This window comes from Luteibacter sp. 22Crub2.1 (assembly GCF_900167995.1).
In the GTDB taxonomy this organism is placed as follows: Bacteria; Pseudomonadota; Gammaproteobacteria; order Xanthomonadales; family Rhodanobacteraceae; genus Luteibacter; species Luteibacter mycovicinus.
In genome coordinates this window covers 66,633-91,721 of the sequence record NZ_FUYT01000019.1, presented here as the reverse complement: position 1 = coordinate 91,721, position 25,089 = coordinate 66,633, and the positions used below count along the sequence as shown (strand labels likewise).

The window sequence follows — 25,089 nt, the reverse complement described above, 5'->3', positions numbered from 1 at the left end:
GCACCATCAAGACTAGGTGGTTGATAGGCACGGTGTGGAAGTGCAGCAATGCATTGAGCTTACGTGTACTAATGAGCCGTGAGGCTTGACCATATAACCCCAAGACGCTTCACCGTCTTATCTCTTAACTCGCTGTTCGATTAAACCCGGACGCTTGTCCCTCGTTTACACCCTCTGTGGAGCCGGCGCTCAATGCGCTGCTCCCACCCCTTCCCTGGCGGCTATAGCGGCGTGGTACCACCTGATCCCATCCCGAACTCAGAAGTGAAACGCGCATGCGCCGATGGTAGTGTGGCTCAAGCCATGCAAGAGTAGGTCACCGCCAGGGGCTTTATCCTAACAACCCGCTACGAGCTATCGTGGCGGGTTTTTCTTTTGCGCGCAGCGCGACCCGCCACAGGTCACCGCCAGGGGCTTTATCCTGAAACACCCGTCCTCACTAGAGGGCGGGTTTTCTTTTGCGCGCAATTCCGCGACCACCAGGGCCGTTACCACCGGATTTCCGCCGACGTTCGGCTGATCGCCACGTCCGCGATCCACGCCCGCAATGATTGCCGCCGAATGCCTTCCGCCGAAAGGCTGGATCCAGCCGGAATCGGATACATTAGGCCTATGTATCTACAAACCTTCGGGCTGCGCGAACCGCCGTTTGGCGATGCACCGGATACGCGCTTCGCGTGTCTGTTTGCGCGCGAACGCGAGATTCTCGCGCACGTCGAATACCAGTCCGGTTCGGACGATTCCAGTGTGACCCTGATTACTGGTGAGGCCGGGTCGGGCAAGAGCCTTCTGTGCCTGTTGATGGAAGCCGATGCATCCCACCATGGCGTGCGGCCCGTTCGCCGCGGTGCGGATGACTACGCGCTGGGCACGACGGCGTGGCTACGCTCGATGTACGCGGGATTCGGCTTGCCGCTTCCGCTGAGTGCGGAAGCCAACACCGAAGATCATCTGGTCGATGGCCTGGCCGCAGGGCTCGGGCGCCTGGCGCATCACGTCAACCACCGCTTTCTGCTGATCCTGGATGATGTAGACACGCTCCACGATCACGATCTCGCCATTGTCGAGCGCCTGCTGCTCGCGTGCGCGAACGCCGATGCGCCTTTCCACGTCGTGCTGGCCGGATTGCCCACGCTGCGCGAGCGCTTCGACGGTGCCGGCGCGCCGTCCCTGGCGGCGCATGTCCGTAGTCGCTTGCCGTTGGCTCCGCTCACCCCGGAGGAAAGCGAGCGTTATGTGAGGCACCGCCTGCACGTCGCCGGCACGACGCAGATGCCCTTCAGCCGGTTGGGACTTCGAAGCCTCCGCGACGACGGCAAGGGAAATCCACGCCGACTCAATGCCCTTGCCCATCGGGCGCTCGAGCGCGCGGCGGAGCGAGGCGAGCGCTCGATCGGCGAGCGCGCGCTGGGTTTTGTGGCACGCGAGGTCCTGCCGCAACATGCCCGCTACTGGCTTCGCCGATATCGCAAACCGATTCTGGCGATCGGTGCCATGCTGGCGATCCTGTTCGTGGGTGGCGTCGCCACGTGGTTTCTTTCCGGGCGTAGTCCATCGCGTCCCAAAAATCTCGCCACCGCGACGCCAGAGCAGGCCCTGGCCAAATTTCAGGACGCGCTTCCCCCGCCGGACACGGGCAAGCTACGCGTGTGGAGCGAACTGCTCGCACGTTGGCAGGTCACGTCGAAAGAGACTTCGGTCGCCAACGCGATCAGTTGCGATGCGGTTATTTTTCCGGGTTTCGCCTGCGTCAGCGGTCGCGGATCGCTTGACCAGTTGCGTCGCTTCGATCGGCCACTCATTCTCGAGCTGGACGATGCGCACGCGAAGCAGGAGGTCTTGCTGGTAGGCGCCGGCGATCAGGACGTCCGCCTCTACCTTGGAGGTAAATACGTCGAACTCACGCGTGACGTCTTCGAACGTGTATGGAACGGCCGCTTCTACGCGGTGTTCCGTGTCGACCCGTCGATGCCTCCCAAACTGGCCCGCGGTGACTCCGGCCAGGGAATGTCCTGGCTGATGAGTCATCTGCCGGCGGACCCCGCCGGAGGGCCCCCGTCGACGACGTTCGATCGCGCGGTGCTGTCGCGCGTCGTCACCGTCCAGCAACGCTTCGGCATCGCGGCGGATGGCGTCGTCGGGCCGGAGACCATGTTCGCCCTTTCGTCGCTCGAGGCCGATGGTCCGCACCTCGCCCGCGGCATCCCCTGATGATGTTCGTCCAAGTGGATACGCGACGTCGGTCGCGGCTGTGTTGGGCGACGATGTTGATCGTCATCACGTGCGTGGTGATCTTCGTCGGTCTGGCGCTGGCGGGTCACAACGAGCGTGCCGACATCATGAGGCATTGGGGTACGGTACCGGCCCACCTGTTCGGGACCGGCTTGCCCTTGTGGGAGCAGGTGAGCGATCCGGCGCTGCTCCGCCTGTTTACCGCGACATTCATTCATGGCGGCTGGCTGCATCTGGTCAGCAACCTCCTCTTCCTCGTGATCTTCAGTCTGCCAGCGGAGCGGAGTCTCGGGTCGCCGCGTTTTCTTCTGCTGTTCCTGCTGGGTGGTGTCGTCGCCAATCTGATCGGCGCGATCTCGCTCACCGGTGCGCGGGTGGCGATCATCGGCTGCAGCGGTGCGGTATCGGCGGTCGTCGGTGCATATGTCACGCTCTTCCCGCGCGCCAGGCTCGGGCTCGTGCTTCCGCTGGGGCTTTTCCTCGAGTTCGTACGCGTACCGGCCTTCGTGCTGATCGGCATCTGGGCGCTGGTGCAGCTGCTTTTCAGCTACGCCGGTGCGAGCTACGGCGCGGTGGTCTGGTGGACACACATCGGCGGGTTTCTCTTCGGCATCGTCTTCGCGTTCTTCTCGCGTGGGGCGATCGTTCGCCGTCTACGCAACTGACATTCCGGCGGGCGCGGCCTGCAGGTGCTCGCGGACGAAACCACGCAGCAGCCGCGTCGCATGCGGGGTCGGGACCACGGCGGCCAGCATGGCCGCAGGGGCGAGTCCTTCCCGGTCGAGGACGTCGTGGCGACGCCGGATGTAAGCACGCATCACCTCGGTCGAGAACTCCGGATGAAACTGCGTGCTCACCGCGTGCCTGCCGTAGCGGACCAGGTGGTGGGGATCTTGCCGCGAGCTGGCCAGCGACACCGCGCCGCGTGGCAGCTCGAGCACCCCCTGCTCATGCGTCGTGTGCGCATCGAACGTCGCCGGCAACGACGCGGCGAGTGCGTCATGCCCCGCGCCGTCGTGCACGGTGAGCGGCACGGTACCCATTTCACGGCCATCGGGGAGGTAGTCCACGCGCCCACCCAGTGCGTGCGACATCAGCTGATGTCCGTAGCAGACGCCGAGCATCGGCAGTTCACGGTCCATCGCATCGCGGATCCATCCCGCCGTGCGTTCGCTCCAGGCATGCCGCTCCGTCACCATGGAAGCGGAACCGGTGATCACCGCGCCGGCAACGGATTCCGGCGGCGGAAGGGTGTCGCCTTTCTCGACATCGATGACGGCGAGATGAGGCGAACGCAGACGAAGGCCCAGCTGGAACCAGCGTGGAAAGTCTCCGTGACGTGCGTTGATCACGTCGGGCGCGCGGCCGGTGCGAACGATGAGCAAGGGTTTCATGACGCGGAGGTATCTTCGATATCGCTGGGGGGAAGCACGTTGAGTACCTCGCGCACCGTGGTAAGGCCTGCGGCCACCTGCGCCGCCGCCGAGATGCGCAAGGGTTTCATGCCTTCACGCAGGGCCGCCGCGCCGAACTTGCCGAGATCGAGCTCGGCCGAAATCAGGCTTCGCAGGCGTCCCGACATCGGCATCATTTCGTAAACGCCGGTACGCCCGAGGAAGCCGGTCTTGCGGCACTCCAGGCAACCGACCGGTTCGAAGACGCGCTCGGGCAGCGGAACATCCCACCCATGCGTCACGACGCTCCACTCGTCGGGATCCTGCGCGGTCGCGCGTTTGCAATGCGGGCACAACGTACGCACCAGTCGCTGCGCGACGACACCCGTCAGCGTGGACTGGATGAGGTAATGCGGTACGCCCAGGTCGAGCAGGCGGGTCACGGCACTGGGCGAGTCGTTGGTATGCAGCGTCGACAGGACGAGATGGCCCGTAAGTGATGCCTGCACCGCCATCTGCGCGGTTTCGAGATCGCGGATTTCGCCGACCATGATGATGTCGGGATCCTGGCGGAGCAGCGTGCGCACGCCCGCGGCGAAATCCAGGTCGATCGACGCCTGCACCTGCATCTGGTTGAGATCGGGCGAGACCATTTCGATCGGGTCTTCGACGGTGCAAACGTTGAGCTCGGGCTTGGCCAGATGCTTGAGTGTCGAATACAGCGTGGTGGTTTTGCCCGAGCCTGTCGGTCCCGTTACCAGGACGATGCCGTGAGGGCGTTCCACCATGCCCCGCCAGATACGCCCCTCCTCCTCCGAAAAGCCGAGTTGTGAGAAATCCTTCATCACCAGATCGGGATCGAAGATACGCATGACGACCTTTTCGCCGAACGCCGTCGGCATGGTCGAGATACGCAGTTCCACCTCGCGTCCGCCGGCGGAGCGCGTCTTGATACGGCCATCCTGCGGACGGCGCTTTTCGGCGACGTCCATGCGCGAGAGGATCTTCACGCGTGCGGTGACCGCGGTCATGACCGGCGGCGGCAGCTCGAAGACTTTCTGCATGACGCCGTCGATGCGAAAACGCATCTGTCCGGCATCGCGACGGGGCTCGAGGTGGATGTCGGACGCGCGCTGCTCGAACGCGTATTGCAGCAGCCAGTCGACGATGTGGACGACGTGGCGGTCGTCGGCGCCGAGCTCGCCGCCCTTGCCCAGTTCGACCAGTTGCTCGAAGTTGATGATCTTGTTGGAGGAGTCCTGACCCTTGGCATCGACGGCCAGCTGGATCGAGCGCTGCACGCCGTAGAACTCCAGCAGATAGCGATTGATGTCGATCGGGTTGGCGACGACGCGACGGATGTCGCGGCGGAGCATATGGCCGAGGTCCGTCGCCCAGCTGGTGTCGAACGGCTCCGCCGTCGCGAACACCACCTCGCTCGCGGTGGCGGCCACGGGCAGGATCCGGTGACGTTGCGCGTACGCGTTGCTGACCACCTGGGTGACCTGCGCCACGTTCACCTTCATCGGGTCGACCTTCATGTAGTCGAGGTCGGCCTTGCCGGCGAGCCATTCCACGAGGACTTCCAGGCTCAGCGGCCGACCCGGCTCGCGGGCGTTGTCGACCTTGGCGCTCGAGACCACCACGAGGGGGTGCAACTCAATGGCCGACTTTCCGCTGCGCGAGCCCATCCGGACGCGCTTGGCATCCTCGGCGCCGAGGTATCCGTCCACCATGAGCGAGGCGAGCACCTCGTCGAGCTCCAGCCGGCCACGACGGCCCAGGAGGGCGGCGTGCTGCGGATTCACTGCCATCAGGTCCAACCCCGTGTTCAATGCTACGCCGCTATACTAGCCCGCTTTCTCAAGGACTCGGGAACCATGTCCGCGCCCACATTCCAAGACGTGATCCAGACCCTGAACCGCTACTGGGCGGAGCAGGGCTGCGTGCTGGTCCAGCCGCTCGATACCGAAGTCGGCGCGGGCACCTTTCACCCGATGACCTTTCTCCGGTCGCTCGGACCGGAGCCCTGGGCCGCCGCTTACGTGCAGCCCTGCCGCCGGCCGACGGACGGTCGCTACGGCGACAACCCGAACCGTCTCCAGCATTACTACCAGTACCAGGTGATGCTGAAGCCGAACCCGGACAACATCCTCGATCTGTACATCGGATCGCTGAAGGCGCTGGGCATCGACCCCCTGGTGCACGACCTGCGTTTCGTCGAGGACAACTGGGAGTCGCCGACGCTGGGCGCCTGGGGTCTTGGCTGGGAGGTCTGGCTCAATGGCATGGAGGTCACCCAGTTCACCTACTTCCAGCAGGCCGGTGGCCTGGAATGCCGTCCCGTCACGGGTGAGATCACCTACGGCCTCGAGCGCCTGGTGATGTACCTGCAGAACGTCGACAGCATCTACGACATCGTCTGGACCAACGCGCCGCATGGCGTGGTCACCTACGGCGATGTCTTCCACCAGAACGAGGTGGAGCAGAGCACCTACAACTTCGAATACGCCAACGTGCCGGAGCTGTTCCACTGGTTCGACGTGTGCGAAGGCGAAGCGGCCAAGCTGATCGAAGCCGGCCTGCCGCTGCCCGCGTACGAGCAGGTCTGTAAGGCCAGCCACGCGTTCAACCTGCTCGACGCGCGCCGGGCCATCAGCGTGACCGAGCGTCAGCGCTACATCCTGCGCGTTCGCACCCTGGCTCGCAGCGTGGCCGAGGCCTACGTCGCGCAGCGCGAAAAACTCGGTTTTCCCGGCCTGAAGAACGTCAAGGAGGCCGTCAATGGCTGATAAGCGCCTGCCCCTCCTGATCGAGCTGGGCACCGAAGAACTGCCGCCCAAGGCCCTCGACGACCTCGCTGGCGCGTTCGCGCGCGGCGTCGTCGAAGGCCTGGAGAAGCGCGGCGTCGCCGGCGGCTACGAAGCCGCGAAGACCTACGCGTCGCCTCGCCGCCTCGCCGTCTATATTCCCGACGTAGCCGTCGCGCAGCCGGAGCAGACGGTGGAACGGCGCGGGCCCGCCATCGCGGCGAGCATCGGTGCCGACGGGGAGCCCAGCAAGGCGCTGATCGGCTTCGCGCAGTCGTGCGGCGTCGACGTCGCCGCGCTGGAGAAGCTCGAGACCGACAAGGGCGCGTGGTTCGTCTTCCGTGCCGTCAAGGCTGGCCAGCCCACCGCCGCCCTGCTGGCCGAGGTGGTCGCCGAGTCGCTCAAGGCGCTGCCGATTCCCAAGGCCATGCGCTGGGGGAATCGCGAGGACAGTTTCGTCCGCCCGGTGCACACCCTGCTCATGCTGCACGGCGCCGACGTCGTCGAGGGCCAGATCCTGGGCCTGACCAGCGGCCGCCTCAGCAACGGCCACCGCTTTCATCACCCGAAGCCGGTGCATGTCGCTGACGCCGACAGCTGGCTCGACGCGCTGCGCGGCGCGCATGTGCTCGCCGATCCGGCCGAGCGCCGCCAGCGCGTGGTCGATGACGTGGCGCGTGTGGCCACCGGCGGCGTGCCCCGCCTGTCCGAGGACCTGCTCGCCGAGATCGCCAACCTCACGGAGTGGCCGGTCGCGATCGCCTGCACGTTCGAACGTGAGTTCCTCGATGTGCCGCCCGAAGCGCTGGTCACCACGATGGAGACCAATCAGAAGTTCGTGCCGGTGTTCGACGAAGACGGTCGCCTGACCGAGCACTTCATCGGCGTCGCCAATATCGAGAGTCTCGACCCGGCGGAGATCCGCAAGGGCTACGAGCGCGTGATTCGCCCGCGCTTCGCCGACGCCAAATTCTTCTGGGACGCCGACCTCAAAACGCCGCTGGCCGATCATCAGGAAGGCCTGAAGAACGTCACCTACCAGCAGTCGCTGGGCAGCCTCTGGGACAAGACGGTCCGTGTGGTCGAGCTGGCCCGTGTCATCGCCAACCGCGTCGGTGTCGACGCCGGCCAGGCGACGCATGCGGCGGCGTTGGCCAAGTGCGATCTGCTGACCCGCATGGTGGGTGAATTCCCCGAACTGCAGGGCGTGATGGGTCGCTACTACGCGACGCGCCAGGGTCTTCCGGCCGACGTGGCCGATGCCCTCGACAGCTTCTACCAGCCGCGCTTCGGTGGCGATGCCATCGCGGCGGGCAAGGTCGGTCAGGTACTGGCGGTGGCCGAACGCCTCGATACGCTCGCCGGCATCTTCGCCGTCGGGCTCAAGCCGAGCGGCAACAAGGATCCGTTCGCGTTGCGTCGTGCCGCACTCGGCCTCGCACGCACCCTTATCGAAGGGAGCCTCGACATCGATCTGCGCGCCGCGCTGGCCGAGGCCTTCGAACTGGTTCCCGAGGCGGCCTTCGTGGCCGGCGTGAAGCCGGGCAAGGATGGCAAGGCGCCGGTCGTGGACATCGGTGCCCGTCGCCGCGAGCTGGGCGACGAAGTGCATGGCTTCGTGCTCGAACGCCTGCGTGGGTATTACGCGGACCAGGGCTTCTCGGCCGACCAGTTCGAGTCCGTGATCGCGGTGAGCCCGGCGACGCTACCCGATTTCGATCGCCGGCTTCGTGCGGTGGGCGAGTTCGCCCGTCGCAGTGAGGCGGCCAGTCTTGCCGCCGCGAACAAGCGTGTCGCGAACATCCTGCGCAAGCAGGCCGAGGAAGCGGGTGCGGCACCCATTCCGTCGACGGTCGATCCGGCGCACTTCGAGTCCGACGCCGAACGTGCCCTGCATGAGGCGCTCGCTTCCGCCCGCGCGGACACGCGGGGGCTACTGGCCTCCGGTGACTACACCGGAACGCTGGCGCGTCTCTCGGCGCTGCAGGGGCCGGTCGACACGTTCTTCGACGACGTGCTGGTCAACGCGGAAAATCCGGCGGTGCGCGCCAATCGTCTCGCACTGCTTGCGCAGCTCAAGGCGGCGTTTGGCGCCATCGCGGACATCTCGCGGCTTTAACCGATACCGCGCGGCCTCCCCGCGCGGTCGATCGCCCAATGGATCGACTCCCATCAGCCAAGGCCACTGGCGGCCGAGCTGATGGGAGGACGCCGGCCGGTTGGCGAGGCGTTCGGTCCGGTCAGGCCGCGGCGCTGGACTGGTCGTCCGCGACGCGCGACATCAGCGTGTGACGGAACGCGATCATCCGGTCCGCGTAATCCGACTCGCCTGAGCGTCCGAGGATCGAATACATCTCGGCCACCAGATCGGCGTGACGCACCGGCGAGAACCGGCTACCGGTCAACTCGATGTCCGACTGCAGCAGCTTCATCGCCGCCGCGAGGCGGGATGCGTCGAGTGCGGACGACACCGTACCCTCGCGCCCGTCGCGACCGCGCGCGGTCTCGGTGGTTTCGGTACGGGCCACGGCATCGTCGCCCGATCCGTCCAGCATCATCGGGCCTTCGCCAGCGGCGAGCCAGACCAGCGAGAGGCCCAGCGTCTTGGCCATCGTGACGCAACGGCCCCGCGAAGGATCGGTGTTGCCATCGCGCCAGCTGCGCACCACGCCTTCGGAGAAGCCGCACCGGCGAGCGATTTCGCTCACGCTCCCCGACATCTTGATGACTGCCCGTACGCGAGTGGCGAAGGATGACGCGATAGGCGTCGAGTCGATTCGTGCGGACTCCAGGCTATCGCCAGATGCATCGGCCATAACGGAGCCCCTTGAGTTGTAATTCATGCGCTTGGAACCTCGTTTCTAAGTAGATCGCCCCCCGGCCATCCCGCGATCCAACGCGCGGAGCCTGCATTCGGTGTACAGCAACTTCCCTTCGAAAGCCTTTCCGTTGAGAAGTTTCGTAAAAGGGTCGTCCAAAAGCGATCCAGAACGTGCGACGGGCGCATCTAAATCGATGTTCTGCCTAAGAATGTTTCCTAGGCTCAAGTCCTATATAGGCCATAAGTCACGTGTCTCGAAATCGTAACGGTTTGTGTCGACGTGATTTTTTGCACAGGTCATGACGAAACGGATCCTCAGACGCCGCGACATGTAAAGCTCAGGTGAAAAAATCATGTTGCGAATTCGCAATTAGTTTCGCTATATCTGGTCGCGGGTCGCTCAGCAGGGCGACTCCGGGGGCGCGCCGCTGGCATCACGCGGCGTGGCATAAGGGATAACAACGTCGTCGATGACCCAAGTCAACCTGGCCACAGCCGGGGCGGGATCGGCTTGCTCCGAATCGCAACAACGTACGGTTCGGGCTTTCTAGGGGAGAGGCAGTACATGAATTTGCGTCATCATCACGCCGTGTCGCTGGGTCGCCGCACCGCGCTTGCCCTGGCTATCGGTCTGGGCACCGTCTCCGGCGCCGCATTGGCACAGTCCAACGTCACCGGTTCCATTTTCGGTTCGGTAAATCAGCAGGGCACCTCGGTGACCGTGTCCAGCGCCGACACCGGCTTCTCGCGCACGATCAACGTCGACGCGAACGGCCGCTATCGCTTCAGCGCGCTGCCGCCCGGCAACTACAAGGTTTCGCTGGAAAACAACGGCGCGGTGGTCAGCACGCGCGACAACGTGACCGTGACCATCTCGGGCGGTTCCGACGTCTCGTTCGGCTCGTCGGCATCGGCCACCGAAGCCGCCACGCTCGAGGGCGTCTCGGTCTCCGCATCGGCGATGCCGTCGATCGACGTGTCGTCGGTCGATACCCGCACGGTGCTCACCGCCGAGCAGCTCAACAAGCTTCCGATTACCCGGGACGTGCTCGCCGCGGCATTGCTTGCGCCTGGCGTGATCGGGAACTCCAGCTACAAGGACGCGCTCGGCAATCCGGTGCCCAGCTTCGGTGGCTCCGCGTCGTCCGAGAACGCCTACTTCATCAACGGCTACGCGGTGACCAATCCGCTGACGTCGATCGGGCTGACTCAGCTTCCTTTCGACGCCATCGACCAGCAGCAGGTGCTCACCGGCGGCTATGGCGCGGAATTCGGCCGCTCGACCGGCGGTGTCATCAATATCGTGACCAAGCGCGGTACCAACGAATGGCACGCCGGCGTGTACACGATCTGGGAGCCCTCGGGGACGCGCGCCTCGCCGCGTAACTCGAACTATCCGGATACGGGCTTTTATCCGACGACGGACGGCACGGTCTATCAGTACTTCAAGAAGAACGAATACTGGCGCTCGACCGTCGGCGCCTACGCCAGCGGCCCGCTGATCAAGGACAAGCTGTTCTTCTACGTCGACGCCGAAATGAACCGCCGCGAAGGTGCCGGCGTGCAGTCCAGCACGACAGCGGGCGCCGTCACCTCCGCCACCGTCGGCCGTAACGGCTGGAACGACTACCAGTACAAGATCCCGCGCTGGCTGGCCAAGCTCGACTGGAACATCACCGACGATCACCACATCGAGCTGACCGGTGTGTCCGACAAGACGGAATACACGTCCGCCACCTACGGCTTCAACTACGCCAGCAAGACCCACGGCGCCGTGCAGAACGGCGGCTCGTACACGAAGGACGGCGGCGACCTCTACGTCGGTAAGTACACCGGTTACATCACCGATAACTTCACGGTCTCGGCGTTGTACGGCCAGCAACGCGTCGATCATGTGCAGACGCCGTTCGGCTACAACGCGAACTGCCCCCTGATCTCGATCGCCAGTGCCGCTTCCCGGGCGCCGGGCATCAGTTACGGCAGCTGCCAGACCACCGCGACGTCGGTACGCGTACCGGGCGCGAACGATGCGACCGACGGCTGGCGCCTCGATCTCGAGTATCGCCTTGGCGATCACGACATCAAGTTCGGTGCCGATCGTCAGCAGGCCAAGTCGTTCACCGGCACGTCTCTGCCGGGCGGCTACAGCTGGACGTACAACCAGCAGAACAACGCGGCCCAGGCGATCGACGCCGGTCACGGCGTCGGCTCGCCCGCCTCGGCGGGTGGTCTCGGCACGCAGGGTTACTACGTGACCCGCGCTTACACGACCACCTCCGCGACCGTGAAAACGGTGCAGGAATCGCAGTACCTCGAAGATCACTGGCAGGTCACCGATCGCTGGCTGGTCTACGCGGGCCTGCGCAACGAGCAGTTCAAGAACTTCAACGGCAATAACCAGGTGTATGCGAAGCAGCGTCACCAGCTGGCGCCGCGTCTGGGCGTGTCGTGGGACGTGATGGGTGATTCGACCCTCAAGGTCTACGCCAACGCCGGTCGTTACCACCTGGCCATGCCGAACAACGTCGCCGTGCGTGCGGCGTCCGGCTCGCTGGGCACCTCCGAGTACTTCACGTATACGGGAACCGATCCGGTCACCGGCGCGCCGACGGGTCTCACACCGGTGCCGGTCAACCAGGCCGCCGGGTACACCTGCGGCGGCACCAACGCGGTGTCGGCCAACCTCGAGTGCGGCGTGGCTCCGGATCCGCGTACCGTCGCCGCGAAGGGCCTGAAGTCCCACTATCAGGACGAATACATCGCCGGTCTCGATCAGGCGATCACGCCCACCCTGAACTGGGGCGCCAAGCTGACCTGGCGTCAGCTGCGCAGCGCGATCGACGATACCTGCACCCCTGCACTGGGCGGCGCGTGCTTCCTGTTCAACCCGGGTACCGGCAACACCTTCCTGCAGGAGCAGGACGACGGCTCGTTCGTTGCCGTGCATTACTCGAAGGACGCCCTGCAGCTTCCCGACCTGAAGCGTAAGTACTACGCCGTCGATCTGTACCTGGAGCATCCGTTCGCCGACAAGTGGTACGGCCGCATCGACTACACGTGGTCGCGCAGCTACGGCAACACGGAAGGTCAGCTGGCATCCGACCTGGACACGGGCAACGGCGGTCAGGCTGACGTCTCGGTGACCCAGGACTGGGATCTGCCGCAGCTGATGGTCGGAGCGAACGGTAAGCTGCCGAACAACCGTACGCATCAGATCAAGGCCTTCGGTTACTTCCAGGCCACCGACGATCTGCGCTTCGGTGCCAACCTGAACATCGCATCGGGTCGTCCGAAGAACTGCACGAGCTTCTACCCGACCGCCGACGCGGGTCTGTACAACGGTGCGTTCTACTACTGGTGCGGTCTGCCGGGCACGGCGGGTTACGAGCGCTCACCGCGTGGCTCGCACGGCAACACGCCGTGGACCTATATCGTCAACCTCAATGCGGCATACACCCCGAGCTGGCTGGACAAGAACCTGACGCTGCAGGTCGACGTGCTCAATGCGTTCAACAAGCAGACGCCGACCTCGTACAACCCCCGTTATGCGTCGTCGCGCTCCACCGTCAGCCCGCTTTACGACCGCGAACTCAACTTCACCGATCCGCGTACGGTCCGTTTCACCGCCCGCTACGACTTCTGATCCGCCGTACCGGCAAAAACTTTCCAACAACAAGAGTCCCGGGTGAAAGGATTCGCCACGGGGCGACAAAAAGTGTCTCCCCAGATCGCCCTCGTCCCCCCGGACGGGGGCTTTTTTTTCTAGGAATGATTCCTAGGAGCGAGTCATAGGACGCTGGCAAATGCCAAAAGTCACATCTGTAACTTCTTGTGCAGCCGGCTATTTTTCCGCGGCTCGGCACTTGCTTCGGAAGTAATTGCCTAGATTTGTAAAATTACCGTGAGAATTTCGTATTGCAGTCCGATGACTCCTGCGGATATATGTGTTCCACGTCACACGCAGTGGCGTTTCGGGGCGCGGGATCCTTTCACGGATCCTGCTGTTTAAAGGGGATTTTTAAACTCCGATCTCTAAGAAGCCTGGCGCTAGCCGGGCCGGGGTCGGCTTGCCGCTCGGCGCAGGTTTTTGCGTCGGCGGAATTTTAATCGGGGAGATGCAAGATGAATTCGCGCCACAACCGCGCCGCCATGCTGGGCCGTCGCACCGCACTGGCCCTGGCCATTGGCCTGGGTACTGTGTCCGGTGCCGCCTTCGCACAGTCCACCACCGGTTCCATCTTCGGCCAGGTGCCGGCAGGTGCGGGCCAGACCGTGACCGCGACCAACGAGACGGGCGTCAGCCGCACCGTCAACGTCGATGCCGCCGGTCGCTACTCCATCACGTCGCTGCCGCTCGGCAGCTACAAGGTCACGCTGAACAAGGACGGTGCCGCCGTCGATTCGCGTTCCAACGTGAGCCTGCGCGTCGGCGCCGGTACGGAAGTGGCCTTTGACGCCGCCGCGTCGGCCACGGCCGCCTCCAGCCTCGAAGGCGTGACCGTCTCGGCCAATGCGCTGCCCTCGATCGACGTCAGCGCGGTCGACTCGCGCACCGTCATCACCTCCGAGCAGCTGTCCAAGCTGCCGCTGGCGCGCACCGCTGAAGCCATCGCACTGCTGGCGCCGGGCGCCGTGGCCGGTAGCTCGTTCTTCACCGGCCCGACCGGTAACCCGCTGGTCTCGATCGCCGGCAGCGCCGTCACCGAGAACGCGTACTACATCAACGGTTTCAACACGACCGATCCGCTCAGCGGCTTCGGCGGTATCACCCTGCCGTACGGCGCCATCGACCAGCAGGAAATCCTTGCCGGCGGTTACGGCGCTGCTTACGGCCGTTCCTCGGGCGGCGTGATCAGCCAGGTCGGTAAGCGCGGTACGAACGAATGGCACTTCGGTGCGCAGGTCCTGTGGGAGCCGAACGGCACCAAGGCCAACCAGATCAATTACTACCGTCAGGTCGGTGCACAGGCCGGTCAGCTGTACGACGACAACAAGAAGGACAAGCTCGACCGCACCACGTACTCCGTGTACGCCGGTGGTCCGCTGATCAAGGACACCCTGTACGTGTTCGTCGCCGCTGAGCAGGAGCGTCGCTCGGGGGAGCAGACGACCAGCGTCGCGGCGCCGTTCGTCTACAAGCAGTCGTACCGCAACCCGAAGTTCTACGGCAAGGTCGACTGGAACATCACCGACAGCAACATCCTCGAAATCACCGGCGCGTCGAACAAGCAGGATTACGACGCTTCGATCTACGAGTATGACTATCCGACCAAGACCCGTGGCGACTACGTCGGCAAGGACAACTCGGTCAACAACAAGTCGGGCGCGGATCTCTACAGCGCCAAGTTCACCAGCTACATCACCGACGACCTGACCCTGACGGCCCTCTACGGCAAGATGAAGGGCACGTACTACACCGCCACCGGCGGTGACCAGTCGCTGCCGTCCATCCTCACCGCGACGAACCAGGATCCGCTGCTCAACGGCGGCAACCCGATCACCAACGCCAACCCGTCGGCCACCACCGCGGATCCGAAGCACACCTCGACCAACACCAACTTCCGCGTCGACCTGAGCTATCACATCGGCGACCACACGATCGTGGCCGGTATCGATAACCAGAAGGTGCTCGACAAGAACGACGGCGACAGCACGACCGGTCCGGGTTACGCGTGGGAGTACAACAAGACCGACGCCGGCACGCCGATCATCGGCGAAGCCCCGACGGACGCGTCCTATGTCGCCCCGCCGGGTGGCCGTGGCTACTACGTCGCCCGCTACGTCTACGGCACCGCCGCGTCGGTCCGCACCACGCAGCGCGCTCAGTACATCGAAGACACCTGGCAGGTGAATGACCGCTGGATGGTGAAGGTGGGTCTGCGCAACGACCAGTTCACCAACTACAACCAGGACGGCGAGCCGTACCTGAGGCTGACCACGCCGCAGTGGGCCCCGCGTCTGGGCGCCACCTGGGACGTCAACGGCGACTCCAGCCTGAAGATCTACGCCAACGCGGGTCGTTACTACCTCGCGCTGCCGGCGACCGTCGCGCTGCGTTCCGCCGGTGCCTCGCTCTACACCCGCGAGTACTTCAACTACACCGGTATCGACGCCAACGGTATTCCGCAGGGCCTGACCCCGATCTTCAGCAGCACCGGCGGTCCGATCTCGGCGAACAGCGAGTACGGCATCCCGCGTGATCCGAAGACCGCCGCCGCCACCAACATCAAGTCGGAATACCAGGATGAGTTCATCCTCGGTTTCGATGCGGCGCTGACCGACAAGTGGACCTACGGTGCGAAGGCCACGGTGCGCAAGCTGCGTAACGCGATCGACGACGTCGGCGACAGCGGTGCGATCCTGCGCAAGATGGAACGCTCGGGTATCGATCCGGACACCATCGGCGACATCCAGGGCAGCTACCTGTTCAACCCGGGTCGTGCCAACACCTTCCTGATCCCGAACACCAACGGCGGCTACTACAGCGTCGACATGAACAATCAGGACTTCGGCTTCCCGCACTCCAAGCGTAACTACTACGGCCTCGAGCTGTACCTGGATCACGCGTGGGACGGCAAGTACCAGGTCCGCTTCGACTACGTCTACTCGAAGAGCTACGGCAACTCGGAAGGTCAGGTCCGTTCGGACATCCGTCAGGACAACGTCTCGGCGACGGTGGACTGGGATTACGCGGAAGTCATGCAGTACTCGAACGGCGAGCTCGCCAACAGCCGCAAGCACAACTTCAAGATCTACGGCTCCTATCAGCTGGCTTCGGAGTGGCTGGTCTCGGGCAACATCAACATCGCTTCGGGTGCGCCGAGGAGCTGCCTGGGCTTCTACGGCCCGAACGAGACCAACCCGAACCTCGGCTACGGCTCGTACTACCACTGGTGCGATGGTCAGCCGTCGCCCCCGGGTGAGGCAGGCCACAATCCGTGGACCTACATCGTCACGGGTAGCGTCGAGTACCGTCCGGAGTGGGCCGACAAGAAGCTGGCCTTCAACGTCACCGTGTTCAACCTGCTGAACCAGCGCAAGGAAACCCAGGTTTATCCGATCCACGGCAGCGCGGCGAGCCTCAACCCGCGTTACGACGTGCCGCTCTACCAGACCCAGCCGCGCTACGCCCGCTTCGGTATCACGTACGACTTCTGATAGCGCGTCGCGTATCGCACAACAAGAAAAAGCCGAGGGGGGCAGGGATCTGCCCCCCGACGGTCACGAAATGTGCTCCCCAGATCGCCTTCTTCCGTCCCGCGGACGAGGGCTTTTTTTTCGGAAGCATTTATTTCTCAAGCAAAAATCCCCTGATTTCCGCGAGTTGGCCGGGAATCCTGAACGAGCACCGCACTAGGAAAAACGCCTACACCGTGTAAATAATTTGTTGACACGGCAGTAAGGTCACGCCTATGTTCGGCATCGGCGACACCCGACTGAGCCTTTCGTGAACTGCGAAGGCGTCTCGGTTTGGTACTAGTCAGGGCTTGTCGGGAGCAGGTCGGGGGAGGCAGTCGACTCTGGGAGGAGTTGGCGCCAGAACACCACCCCTCGGATCCGAGCAACGGCAAGGCCATTTTTTTCCGGCCTTTGGTCGGTTTTGCTCGTTTTTTTTGGCCCGTTGGGGTCGATCTGGGGAGATTTGCAATGAGTTCTCGCAGCATCCGGCAGGCTTCCGTCCTGCGTCGTTCGTCGTTGGCGCTCGCGCTGGCCATGGGCATGGGCCTTACCGGCAACGTGTTCGCCCAGGCGACCACGGGTAGCCTGTTCGGTTCGGCTGAAGCCGGCGATACCGTTCAGATCACCAGCGGCACGGGCGTTACCCGTTCCACCACGGTCGGCGAAAACGGCCGTTATAACTTCAACAACCTTCCGCTCGGCGTCTACAAGGTGAGCCTGATCAAGGGCGGCACCACCGTGGATTCGCGGGACAAGGTCGAGCTCCGCGTCAACGCCGGCACGGACGTGTCGTTCAACTCCGCAGCAAACGCTAGCGGCGCTCAGAATCTGGATGCCGTCACCGTCACGGGTACCGCCCTGCCGGCTATCGACGTCAGCTCGGTTGACTCGCGCACGGTCATCACGCGCTCGCAGCTCGATCAGCTCCCGCTCGGGCGCTCTGCCGAGTCGATCGCCCTGCTCGCCCCGGGCGTTACGCCTGGTGCAACAGGCACTGGCTTCGCCAGCCCGACCGGCCAGGCACTCGTGTCGTTTGGCGGCTCGTCGATTACCGAGAACGCCTACTACGTCAACGGCATGAACACCACCGATCCCATCTCGGGTTACGGCGGCATCGTTCTCCCGTACGGTGCAATCGATCAGCAGGAAGTGCTGACCGGCGGCTACGGCGCCGCCTACGGTCGCTCGGATGGTGGCGTGATCAGCATCGTTGGTCGCCGCGGTACGAACGATTGGAAGTTCGGTGGCCAGATCCTTTACACCCCGAGGTGGGGCAAGGCAGATCCGAAAAACTGGCGTTACGCTGCCGATTCGGTTAACGCCGGCGAGCTCAACCGTTATCGCAAGAACAATAAGGATTGGGACGCCATCGTCTCGGCCTACGGCGGCGGTGCGCTGATCAAAGATAAGCTGTTCATCTTCGCGGCTGTTGAAGCTGAGAAGCGCGAAGGTACCAATGTCTATAGCGTGAACACCGGGCAGCAGGCGAACTACACGTACAAAGATCCGAAGACGTACGTGAAGCTCGACTGGAATATCAACGATAACAACCTGCTCGAGTTCACTCACGCGTCGTATAAGAACGATTACGCGGGTACCCTTTACGACTATGACTACGACACCCTGAGCAGGGGTGATTACGTCAGCCGCGATACCGCTGAGTCGACCAAGCAGACCATGTGGGTTGGTAAATTCACCAGCTACATCACCGACGACTTGACCTTGACGGCCCAGTACGGCCGCCAGAACACCGACTTCTACACGCATGCGGATGGTGATGCGAACCTCATCCACATCATTCAGCCGTCGCGTCAGAATCCGTTGTATAAGGGTGGAAATCCGGGCGGCTATTCGAACGCGCTGGGCTACACGACCGTCGGCGATCCGCGTAAGAACAGCAAGGGCTCGAACTATCGCGTCGACCTGAACTACAAGATCGGTAACCACGAAATTTCGGCCGGTATCGACAATCAGTCGACGCAGGACAATAACGACGGCGACTCGATCTACTCGAATTCTGGCTATGCGTGGGAATACGCTATCGCTCAGCCAGGTGCCGCGCTTGCCGGTGGTGAAGTCGTGGGCACCCCCAGCGGCTACTACGTTGACAAGTACCGTTACAGCACGGTTGCCTCCGTTGCAGTCAAACAGCGCGCTCAGTACATCGAAGACAAGTGGCAGGTCACCGATCGCGTTCTTCTGAGCCTTGGTCTGCGTAACGACCAGTTCCGTAACTACAACGGCAGCGGTCAGGCTTACATCACGCAGCACGCTCCGCAGTGGGCCCCTCGCCTCGGCGGTACGTGGGACGTGTTTGGTGACAGCACGTTCAAGGTTTACGGTAACGCGGGCCGTTATTATCTTGCCCTCCCGAATCAGCCCGCCCTTCGCGGCGCTTCGGGCTCGTATTACACCCGCTCTTACTACTCGTATGACGGGGTCGATCCGACCACCGGTTATCCGATCAATCCGCAGCCGCTGGCTGGTAGCAAGGGTCCGAATGGCGAGTACTCGGCCAACAACGAATTCGGCCAGTCGCCGGATCCGCGCACAGTCACTGCTAAGGGCATCAAGCCGGAGTATCAGGATGAATACATCCTCGGCTTCGACAAGACCCTCGGCGACGACTGGGTTTACGGCGCTAAGCTCACCTATCGCAAGCTGAAGAACGCGATCGACGACTTCTGCGCTACGGATCGTGTTATCGCCAAGTCCGCTGCCATCGGCAACGACGTCGCTAACGAAAACTGGGACGCAATCAGCTGCTACCTGTTCAACCCGGGTCGCTCGAACACGTTCCAGGTTCCGAACCTGGCTACGGGTGGTCTGGACCAGATCAAGACATCGAATGCCGACCTTGGCTTCCCGCACCTGAAGCGGTCGTATTACGCTGTGAATCTCCATATGGAGCATCCGCAGGGTAACGGCAACTGGTGGGGTCGTATCGACTACGTCTACTCGAAGAGCTACGGCAACAGCGAAGGCCAGGTCGATTCAGACGCAGGCACCCGTAGCGCTCCTTCGGTGACGCAGGCATGGGACAATCCGGAAGTTATGGCTTACTCGAACGGTTTGCTGCCGAACGATCACAAGCATCAGTTGAAGCTTTTCGGCTCATACCAGTTCACTCCGGAATGGTCGGTTGCTGGCAACCTGCAGATCCTGTCTGGCGCGCCGCGTAACTGCTACGGTGGGTACGGTCCGGATCAGATCGAAGCTAATGCTAACTACGGTGTCGAGTCTTACCACTTCTGCGGTGGTCTGCCGTCGCCCCCAGGTGATGCTGGCCGCACGCCGTGGACGAAGTCGCTCACCCTGAGCACTCAGTACCGTCCGGCTTTTGCCGACCACAAGCTGGCGCTCAGCCTCGAAGTCTTCAATGTCACCAACGAGCAGAAGAACACCCAGGTGTCCCCGTACTACGGCGTCTCTTCGAGCCCGAACAACGAGTACAACCTGCCGCTCGCCACTCAGACACCGCGTTACATCCGCTTGGGTGCGACGTACGACTTCTGATTTTAGGTAGTTGATGATCATCGGCCGCGCGAGCAGTCGATGATCGAAAAACGCCACCCTCGGGTGGCGTTTTTTTTTGCTGAGTTTTTCTTCCTGCAGTTGCCGTTACGACCGAGCTTCCCGTTATTCGGAATCTGCGACGTGAGTCACATAGTGATATGTCCTCGTATCCCGCTTGTAGGCTTTGCCCTACAGAGCTTCCGAAGCTTGCGGCGTAACATTGTCACGACGATAGTCGTCGACGTATATCAATTAACGGGGGTCTTGAATGAAGGCATTGTTATGGAGCGCACTGGTCTTTCTTGCGCTGGCATCATCTTCCGCGTTCGCGATGCAGAATGACGCAGTGTCTTACGTCTATTTCGACTCGCAAGGAAATGTCGTCGGTCAATCGATCAACACGTGTTTCAATGCTAATCCGCGCACATATGTCGGCGTCTGGAGCGAGTTCTACCGCACAGATACCTATGGCTGTACGCGTGGGGTTTCGATTAGCGGCACATCTTGTATTACATCGCTTCCTAGCGGTGGACCAGACCCGGGTTCGACGGATCCTCAAGGCGGTACGGTCTGCACCACGCGGACGTCGCAGGGGGAATTACCTACACCGGGATTCCAGGTCGGCCACCTGCCGCCAGGGATGACGCTGGAGCAATCGTGCGACATGTCACAGTGCGGAACTCCACCGTTCTATGACCCATTCCGTTGGTCGTCGGCCGATGTCCATTCGGGTCTGCCTCCGCACTGAGTGTAGGAGGCGCTGTGGGGGCGCCATCGTCACGTAAATTGCTCTGCATCGGTCTCGGGGTGAGTCCGAATGGCACACGGGTTTTGTGTCAATCTGCAAAGGATTTGATATGCATGCTGTGAAGAAAGTAATTCGTCAGGCATTCGTCGCTTTGATCATTGTCTGCAGTGGCCAAACGCTGGCCGCTATCAACAATGCGCGCAACATCGTTTACTTCGATGCGAATAACAAGATCGTAGGACAGCAGTTTATCCAGTGCGACAACCGTGCGTTCCATGCAGGTGTCATCGACACTAGCAACCCATATCACATGGAGATGGATTTCGGATGTGGTAACCCCGTACTCGTAGACTGCGAAACATCGAACGGCAACACGTTCTGCTCGTACGATCCGGATTACGCCACCCGCGTGCCGTACTTTCTGTCGGCAACGGGCTACACGATTCAGGACTACTGCGACGGAAACTACAACCATGCCACCGAGTTTGTCGGTCGGTCGGACTGCGCATTCCCTGCGCCTCAGGAAATCTCGACCATTGGTCCCTGGTTGAGCGGCTGGGGTAGTTAAGTCGACGCTGCCCGTCCTGGATGGACAGGCAGCAAGCAATCTTTAAGCTGGTGCTCTGAGAAACGCCACTTATCGTGGCGTTTTTTTCGTGTGGAACGCCGACTGGTATTCCGTCAGTTGGCAGCGCCCATGATCCGGTCTGGCAACCCGCTTGCGCGGACTTTACGACGGGTCACGCAAGTTGTTGCTTTCCATGCAAGTCGCACGGGTGCCGCTTTCCGGCAAACCTGACCGTCAGCTTGCCAACCCGCTCCCGTTTCCGCCAAGTCGGGTAGTTTCACCCTTGACTTTTACATCGGCGCATTTCTCGGTATGCTCCAAGGTCCCCCCGGACATGTTGCAGCGCCATGCGCGCGCGTATTGTCCGTGACCCCAAAACCATTCCGTTCCATACGAGGTTTGACCATGCGCAGGATCCTCTTGTCGCTCGCTTCTGTCTCCGCCCTGGCGCTCGCCGGTTGCGGTGGCGGCTCCGACAACAACGGCCAGCAGGCCGCCGCCGGTGGCAGCGACAATGCCGCTCCCGCCAACGCCGTGACCGGCACCATCACCCTGCGTGACGCCGGCGCCCAGCTGTCGCCGGACGCCAAGCTCGACCTCAAGCTGGTCGACGTCAGCGCCCAGGGTTCGCAGCCGCTGGCCACCAAGACGGTGCAGCCGGTGACCCTGCCGCAGCAGTTCCAGCTGGACTTCAATGCCGCCGACCTCAATCCCAACGACATGTACATCGTCGAAGCGTCCCTGCAGGACGGCGAGCGTCACTATTCGGCTCCGCTGAAGACCCCCGTGCTGACCAAGGGCGCGAAGAACGTCGCCAACATTCAGCTGGTCGGCGAAGCGACGCCGGGCGAGAAAGAGCTCAGCGGCTACAACTCGCTGAAGAAGAACATCGGCGGCCTGAAGATGACGCAGGGCACCGCGTTGAAGGAAGGCGAGTCGCGCGGCTGGCAGATCTTCAAGAAGGGTAACGACGTGCAGTTCGTTATCGAGCTGGTCGATTACGGCGATAAGGGCTTCACCTCGACGAACTACGCTTACAAGAACGGTAAGCCGTGGGTGATTGTCCAGGAGAAGAAGCCGAGCAAGGACGGCAAGCCGACCTCCACTCAGCGTGCTGGCTGGAACGATGCCGGCGAACTCGTCCTCAAGCAGAACGAGGCTGGCGGCAAGGTCGACGTCCTTGGCGACGACGCGGCGGCCGCGCTGAAGAGCCAGGCCGAAGCGATGTACGCGAAGGCTGGCGGCAAGAAGTAAGACGTCCACTCGGATGTAAAAAAACGCCGGCCTAGTGCCGGCGTTTTTTTTTTGCGAAAAGATGGCGATATTCGGCAACGAAGGCGCTAAAAGCTGCCGTGTAAGGTTTTTCCTACAGACTTGAGGCGAGTACCGGCGCATTTTTGGTGAGTCCCAACGACGGGATCGTCGGCTTACGGCTACGGACGGCTGATGTCCGGCCTAGGCCGTACTGCATGAAACGCGGAATCTTTTTCCGCCTCACGGAGATACGAAAGATGAAGCACCTCCTCCCCAAGCTCGCCGTTTTCGCGCTGCCTCTCCTCGGATTTGTCGGTACGGCCCAGGCGCTTGCCCTTACCGCGAGTTCTCACAAGTACTTCGATGAAACCGGGGCTCTGGTCGGTCAGGATATCCGTACGTGTGAAGCCCTGACATACCAGGCCGGTAATACCCACACCGCTTATTCGATTACCGAAGAAGTGAATTGCGGATCCGACCGTAAGCCTCGCTATATCGTGGCCAACACGATCATCACGGCTTACACGTTGCCGGGTTCTCTGCCGATTGCTACCGCGTGCAGCATCGCGGAGTGCGAACCGGTCGGCGTCGCAGAGCCGCGAATGCTGGAAGATAAGGGTTGGACTTGGACTAACCCGTAATCCTCTCAACAAAAAACGCCGACCCAAGGGCCGGCGTTTTTGTTCATTCTTACCAACGTCGCTCGATCAGAACGACATCTTCAGTCCGAGGTTGAGGCTGTTGTAACGCTGCGTGTCGTCAGCGAAGCGACCGCTGTAGCTCGCCCAGCCGCTCCAGGTCTGGCTGAAGTCGGCGGTGACGCCGAGGTCGGCCGTGGCCCAGGTCTTGTCCGGGGTGAAGCCCTGGACTTCGAACTTGCCGGCCATGCTGTTGAGACCCGCGGTGACGTAACGATCGTCGGCGCGGCCGTCGTGGTTGTAGGACACCTCGGCGAACGGGTGGAGCATGGTGCTGCCGGCCTGCATCGAACCCTGCAGGCGCCAGCCGGCCGTTTCGATACGAGCGTTACGCGTCTGCTTGCCGAAGGTCATCGCGGTGCTGGTGTCGCTGCGCTCGGTGTAACCGAACACACGCAGCTGCTCGAATTCCACGCTGACGAACGGGCCGGTCTTGAGCGTGTCGCTACCGAACCACCAGCCGCCCTGCAGGCCTGCGCCCACGTGCGAGCCGTCGGTCTTGCCCGTCTCGGTGCGACGTGCGGCGCCGAGGTCGATGCGACGATCGATGTCGGTGAAGCTGAGCTGGCCGAAGGTGACGAACGCGCCGCCGTAACCGCCGCCCTGGTGATAGAAGGCGTAACCCGAACCGGCGACGTCCTGCATCTTGTAGCCGCCACCGCCCTGGAAGTCGGCGTTGTTCTGGGACAGGCCAAGAGCGACACCGACGGAGACGTTCTCGTTGACCTTGGCATCCGCACCGACCGTCAGGTTGACGTTGTCGCTGTCGGTCTTCGGCGAGGTGTCGGTCGTCTTGAACTTCTGCTGGCCGTAGTCGACGGCCGCGAACACGCGGGAGTCGGCGCCGAAGTTATCGGCGAGCATCTGGTTACGCAGCACACGGACATGCGCGGCGTCGGAGGCGAGACCGGCTTCGCCGAGCAGCGAGATCTTCTGCGGGGCGGTAATCACCGAAATCGCATACTGGCCGAGGATCGCGTGAGCCGCCGTGGTCGGATGAATGCCGTCGGCGAACAGGTAGGTCGATGCCGCGTTCGGGTCGCGCAGGGTGGCCGGCGTGCAGGTCAGCGAGCTGGCCGTGGTGCAGGCCGGCACGGTGACGTTGGTGAAGCCGTAGGTGCTCGGGCTTGCGATGACTTCGTTGAGCAGCGCGTAGGTGTCGATCGGCACGATGCCGCGGTTGGCCTGGGCCAGACCGCCGGATAGGATGCCGTTGTAGACCTGCGACAGCTGGCTGATCTGGCCGGCCGCCGTTGCGCCCTGAGCCAGCGCGGCGGGGGTCTTGCCGACGTCGGGCAGGTTGAAGACGACGATGGTCTTCGCGCCCGCCGCCTGCAGTGCCTTGATCTGGCCGACTTCGTTCGTGGCGGCCGTGGCGACGGTCACCTGGGCCGTGGCCGGGTTGTTCAGTGCCGCCAGCAGGTCGTTGGCGCCGATCCACATGGTGTACAGCGCGTTCGGGTCGGCCTTGCCGCCGGTGGACGCGAGATACGTCTGAATCTGTGTCGAGGTCGGCGGGACGGTCAGCGGCGTGCCGGTGACCGGGTTGACCGTGGCGGCACGCGCGTTGCCGTACGCGTAGTCGGTGCCGCCCTTGAGTGACGGGGTGAGCGAGAGGCCGTAGTACGACGCGATGTTCTCGACCGCGACCGTGCCCGGGTTCGTCGTGAAGCGCAGCGCGACAGGCGAGCGGATCAGCGTGGAGACATTACCGTTGTCGCTTAGGCTGTCACCGAAGGACACCACCTGCGTGAAACCGTCGGCGTGCGCCCCGGCACTGAAGAGAAGGGCGGCGCCGATGGCACCGGCAAGATGACGAATACGCATGTGGAATCACTCCGTGTGTGGGGCGTTAGAGAAACGTTACGG

The 25,089-nt window shown here is 62.8% G+C and carries 14 protein-coding genes and 2 rRNA genes; 12 read left to right on the top strand and 4 right to left on the bottom strand.

The features are described 5' to 3' along the window. From B5X73_RS18235 to B5X73_RS18220, 4 genes are all read left to right on the top strand, one after another. Positions 1 to 93: ribosomal RNA gene (locus B5X73_RS18235) — 23S ribosomal RNA — on the top strand; the annotation flags it as partial. Between the two features lie 120 nt (positions 94 to 213). Further along, positions 214 to 328: ribosomal RNA gene (gene rrf / locus B5X73_RS18230) — 5S ribosomal RNA — on the top strand. A 284-nt stretch (positions 329 to 612) separates the two neighbouring features. Further along, the gene (locus B5X73_RS18225; protein WP_176167887.1) at positions 613 to 2,211 is read left to right on the top strand and encodes an ExeA family protein; all 1,599 of its coding nucleotides are present in this window, start codon (positions 613 to 615) and stop codon (positions 2,209 to 2,211) included. Between the two features lie 2 nt (positions 2,212 to 2,213). Next, positions 2,214 to 2,897 (top strand): rhomboid family intramembrane serine protease, encoded by a 684-nt coding sequence (locus B5X73_RS18220; protein ID WP_036118643.1) that lies wholly within the window; start codon positions 2,214 to 2,216, stop codon positions 2,895 to 2,897. On the opposite strand, the gene B5X73_RS18215 is transcribed toward B5X73_RS18220, so the two are convergent. Together B5X73_RS18215 and B5X73_RS18210 are read right to left on the bottom strand one after the other, a co-directional pair. After that, a complete protein-coding gene (locus tag B5X73_RS18215) occupies positions 2,886 to 3,626 on the bottom strand; it encodes a glutamine amidotransferase (RefSeq protein ID WP_079522814.1) in 741 nt (246 codons plus the stop codon). The two genes, B5X73_RS18220 and B5X73_RS18215, sit on opposite strands and share 12 nt — an antisense overlap. Next, positions 3,623 to 5,440 (bottom strand): type IV pilus assembly ATPase TfpB, encoded by a 1,818-nt coding sequence (locus B5X73_RS18210; protein WP_079522820.1) that lies wholly within the window; start codon positions 5,438 to 5,440, stop codon positions 3,623 to 3,625. The genes B5X73_RS18215 and B5X73_RS18210 overlap by 4 nt, the downstream gene beginning before the upstream one ends. 66 nt (positions 5,441 to 5,506) lie before the next feature. On the opposite strand from B5X73_RS18210, the gene glyQ reads away from it, so the two are divergent. Further along, entirely contained in the window at positions 5,507 to 6,418 is a 912-nt protein-coding gene (gene glyQ / locus B5X73_RS18205; RefSeq protein ID WP_036116631.1) for a glycine--tRNA ligase subunit alpha, read from the top strand. Continuing rightward, the gene (glyS, locus tag B5X73_RS18200) at positions 6,411 to 8,555 is read left to right on the top strand and encodes a glycine--tRNA ligase subunit beta (RefSeq protein WP_079522813.1); all 2,145 of its coding nucleotides are present in this window, start codon (positions 6,411 to 6,413) and stop codon (positions 8,553 to 8,555) included. The genes glyQ and glyS overlap by 8 nt, the downstream gene beginning before the upstream one ends. Before the next feature lie 121 nt (positions 8,556 to 8,676). Here glyS and B5X73_RS18195 read toward each other — a convergent pair whose 3' ends face one another. Beyond that, positions 8,677 to 9,144: a helix-turn-helix domain-containing protein gene (locus B5X73_RS18195; protein WP_239708932.1), complete on the bottom strand. Its 468-nt coding sequence runs from the start codon at positions 9,142 to 9,144 to the stop codon at positions 8,677 to 8,679. Positions 9,145 to 9,822: 678 nt separating this feature from the next. Between B5X73_RS18195 and B5X73_RS18190 the strand changes: the two genes are divergently transcribed. The 6 genes from B5X73_RS18190 to B5X73_RS18165 all read left to right on the top strand — a co-directional run bounded on the left by B5X73_RS18190 (position 9,823) and on the right by B5X73_RS18165 (position 23,163). Continuing rightward, the gene (locus B5X73_RS18190) at positions 9,823 to 12,900 is read left to right on the top strand and encodes a TonB-dependent receptor (RefSeq protein ID WP_079522812.1); all 3,078 of its coding nucleotides are present in this window, start codon (positions 9,823 to 9,825) and stop codon (positions 12,898 to 12,900) included. A gap of 479 nt (positions 12,901 to 13,379) precedes the next feature. Next, a complete protein-coding gene (locus B5X73_RS18185; RefSeq protein WP_079522811.1) occupies positions 13,380 to 16,415 on the top strand; it encodes a TonB-dependent receptor in 3,036 nt (1,011 codons plus the stop codon). 489 nt (positions 16,416 to 16,904) lie between these two features. After that, positions 16,905 to 19,952: a TonB-dependent receptor gene (locus B5X73_RS18180; protein ID WP_079522810.1), complete on the top strand. Its 3,048-nt coding sequence runs from the start codon at positions 16,905 to 16,907 to the stop codon at positions 19,950 to 19,952. 857 nt (positions 19,953 to 20,809) lie between these two features. Next, on the top strand, positions 20,810 to 21,268 hold the full coding sequence (locus B5X73_RS18175; protein WP_079522809.1) for a hypothetical protein: 459 nt from the start codon (positions 20,810 to 20,812) through the stop codon (positions 21,266 to 21,268). A gap of 405 nt (positions 21,269 to 21,673) precedes the next feature. Continuing rightward, entirely contained in the window at positions 21,674 to 22,522 is an 849-nt protein-coding gene (locus tag B5X73_RS18170; protein ID WP_036116619.1) for a YbaY family lipoprotein, read from the top strand. 257 nt (positions 22,523 to 22,779) lie between these two features. Continuing rightward, positions 22,780 to 23,163 carry a hypothetical protein gene (locus B5X73_RS18165; RefSeq protein ID WP_139382838.1) on the top strand — a complete coding sequence of 128 codons (384 nt, stop codon included), beginning with the start codon at positions 22,780 to 22,782 and terminating at the stop codon, positions 23,161 to 23,163. 66 nt (positions 23,164 to 23,229) lie between these two features. Here B5X73_RS18165 and B5X73_RS18160 read toward each other — a convergent pair whose 3' ends face one another. Then, positions 23,230 to 25,047 carry an autotransporter domain-containing protein gene (locus B5X73_RS18160; protein ID WP_079522808.1) on the bottom strand — a complete coding sequence of 606 codons (1,818 nt, stop codon included), beginning with the start codon at positions 25,045 to 25,047 and terminating at the stop codon, positions 23,230 to 23,232. Positions 25,048 to 25,089 lie beyond the last annotated feature (42 nt).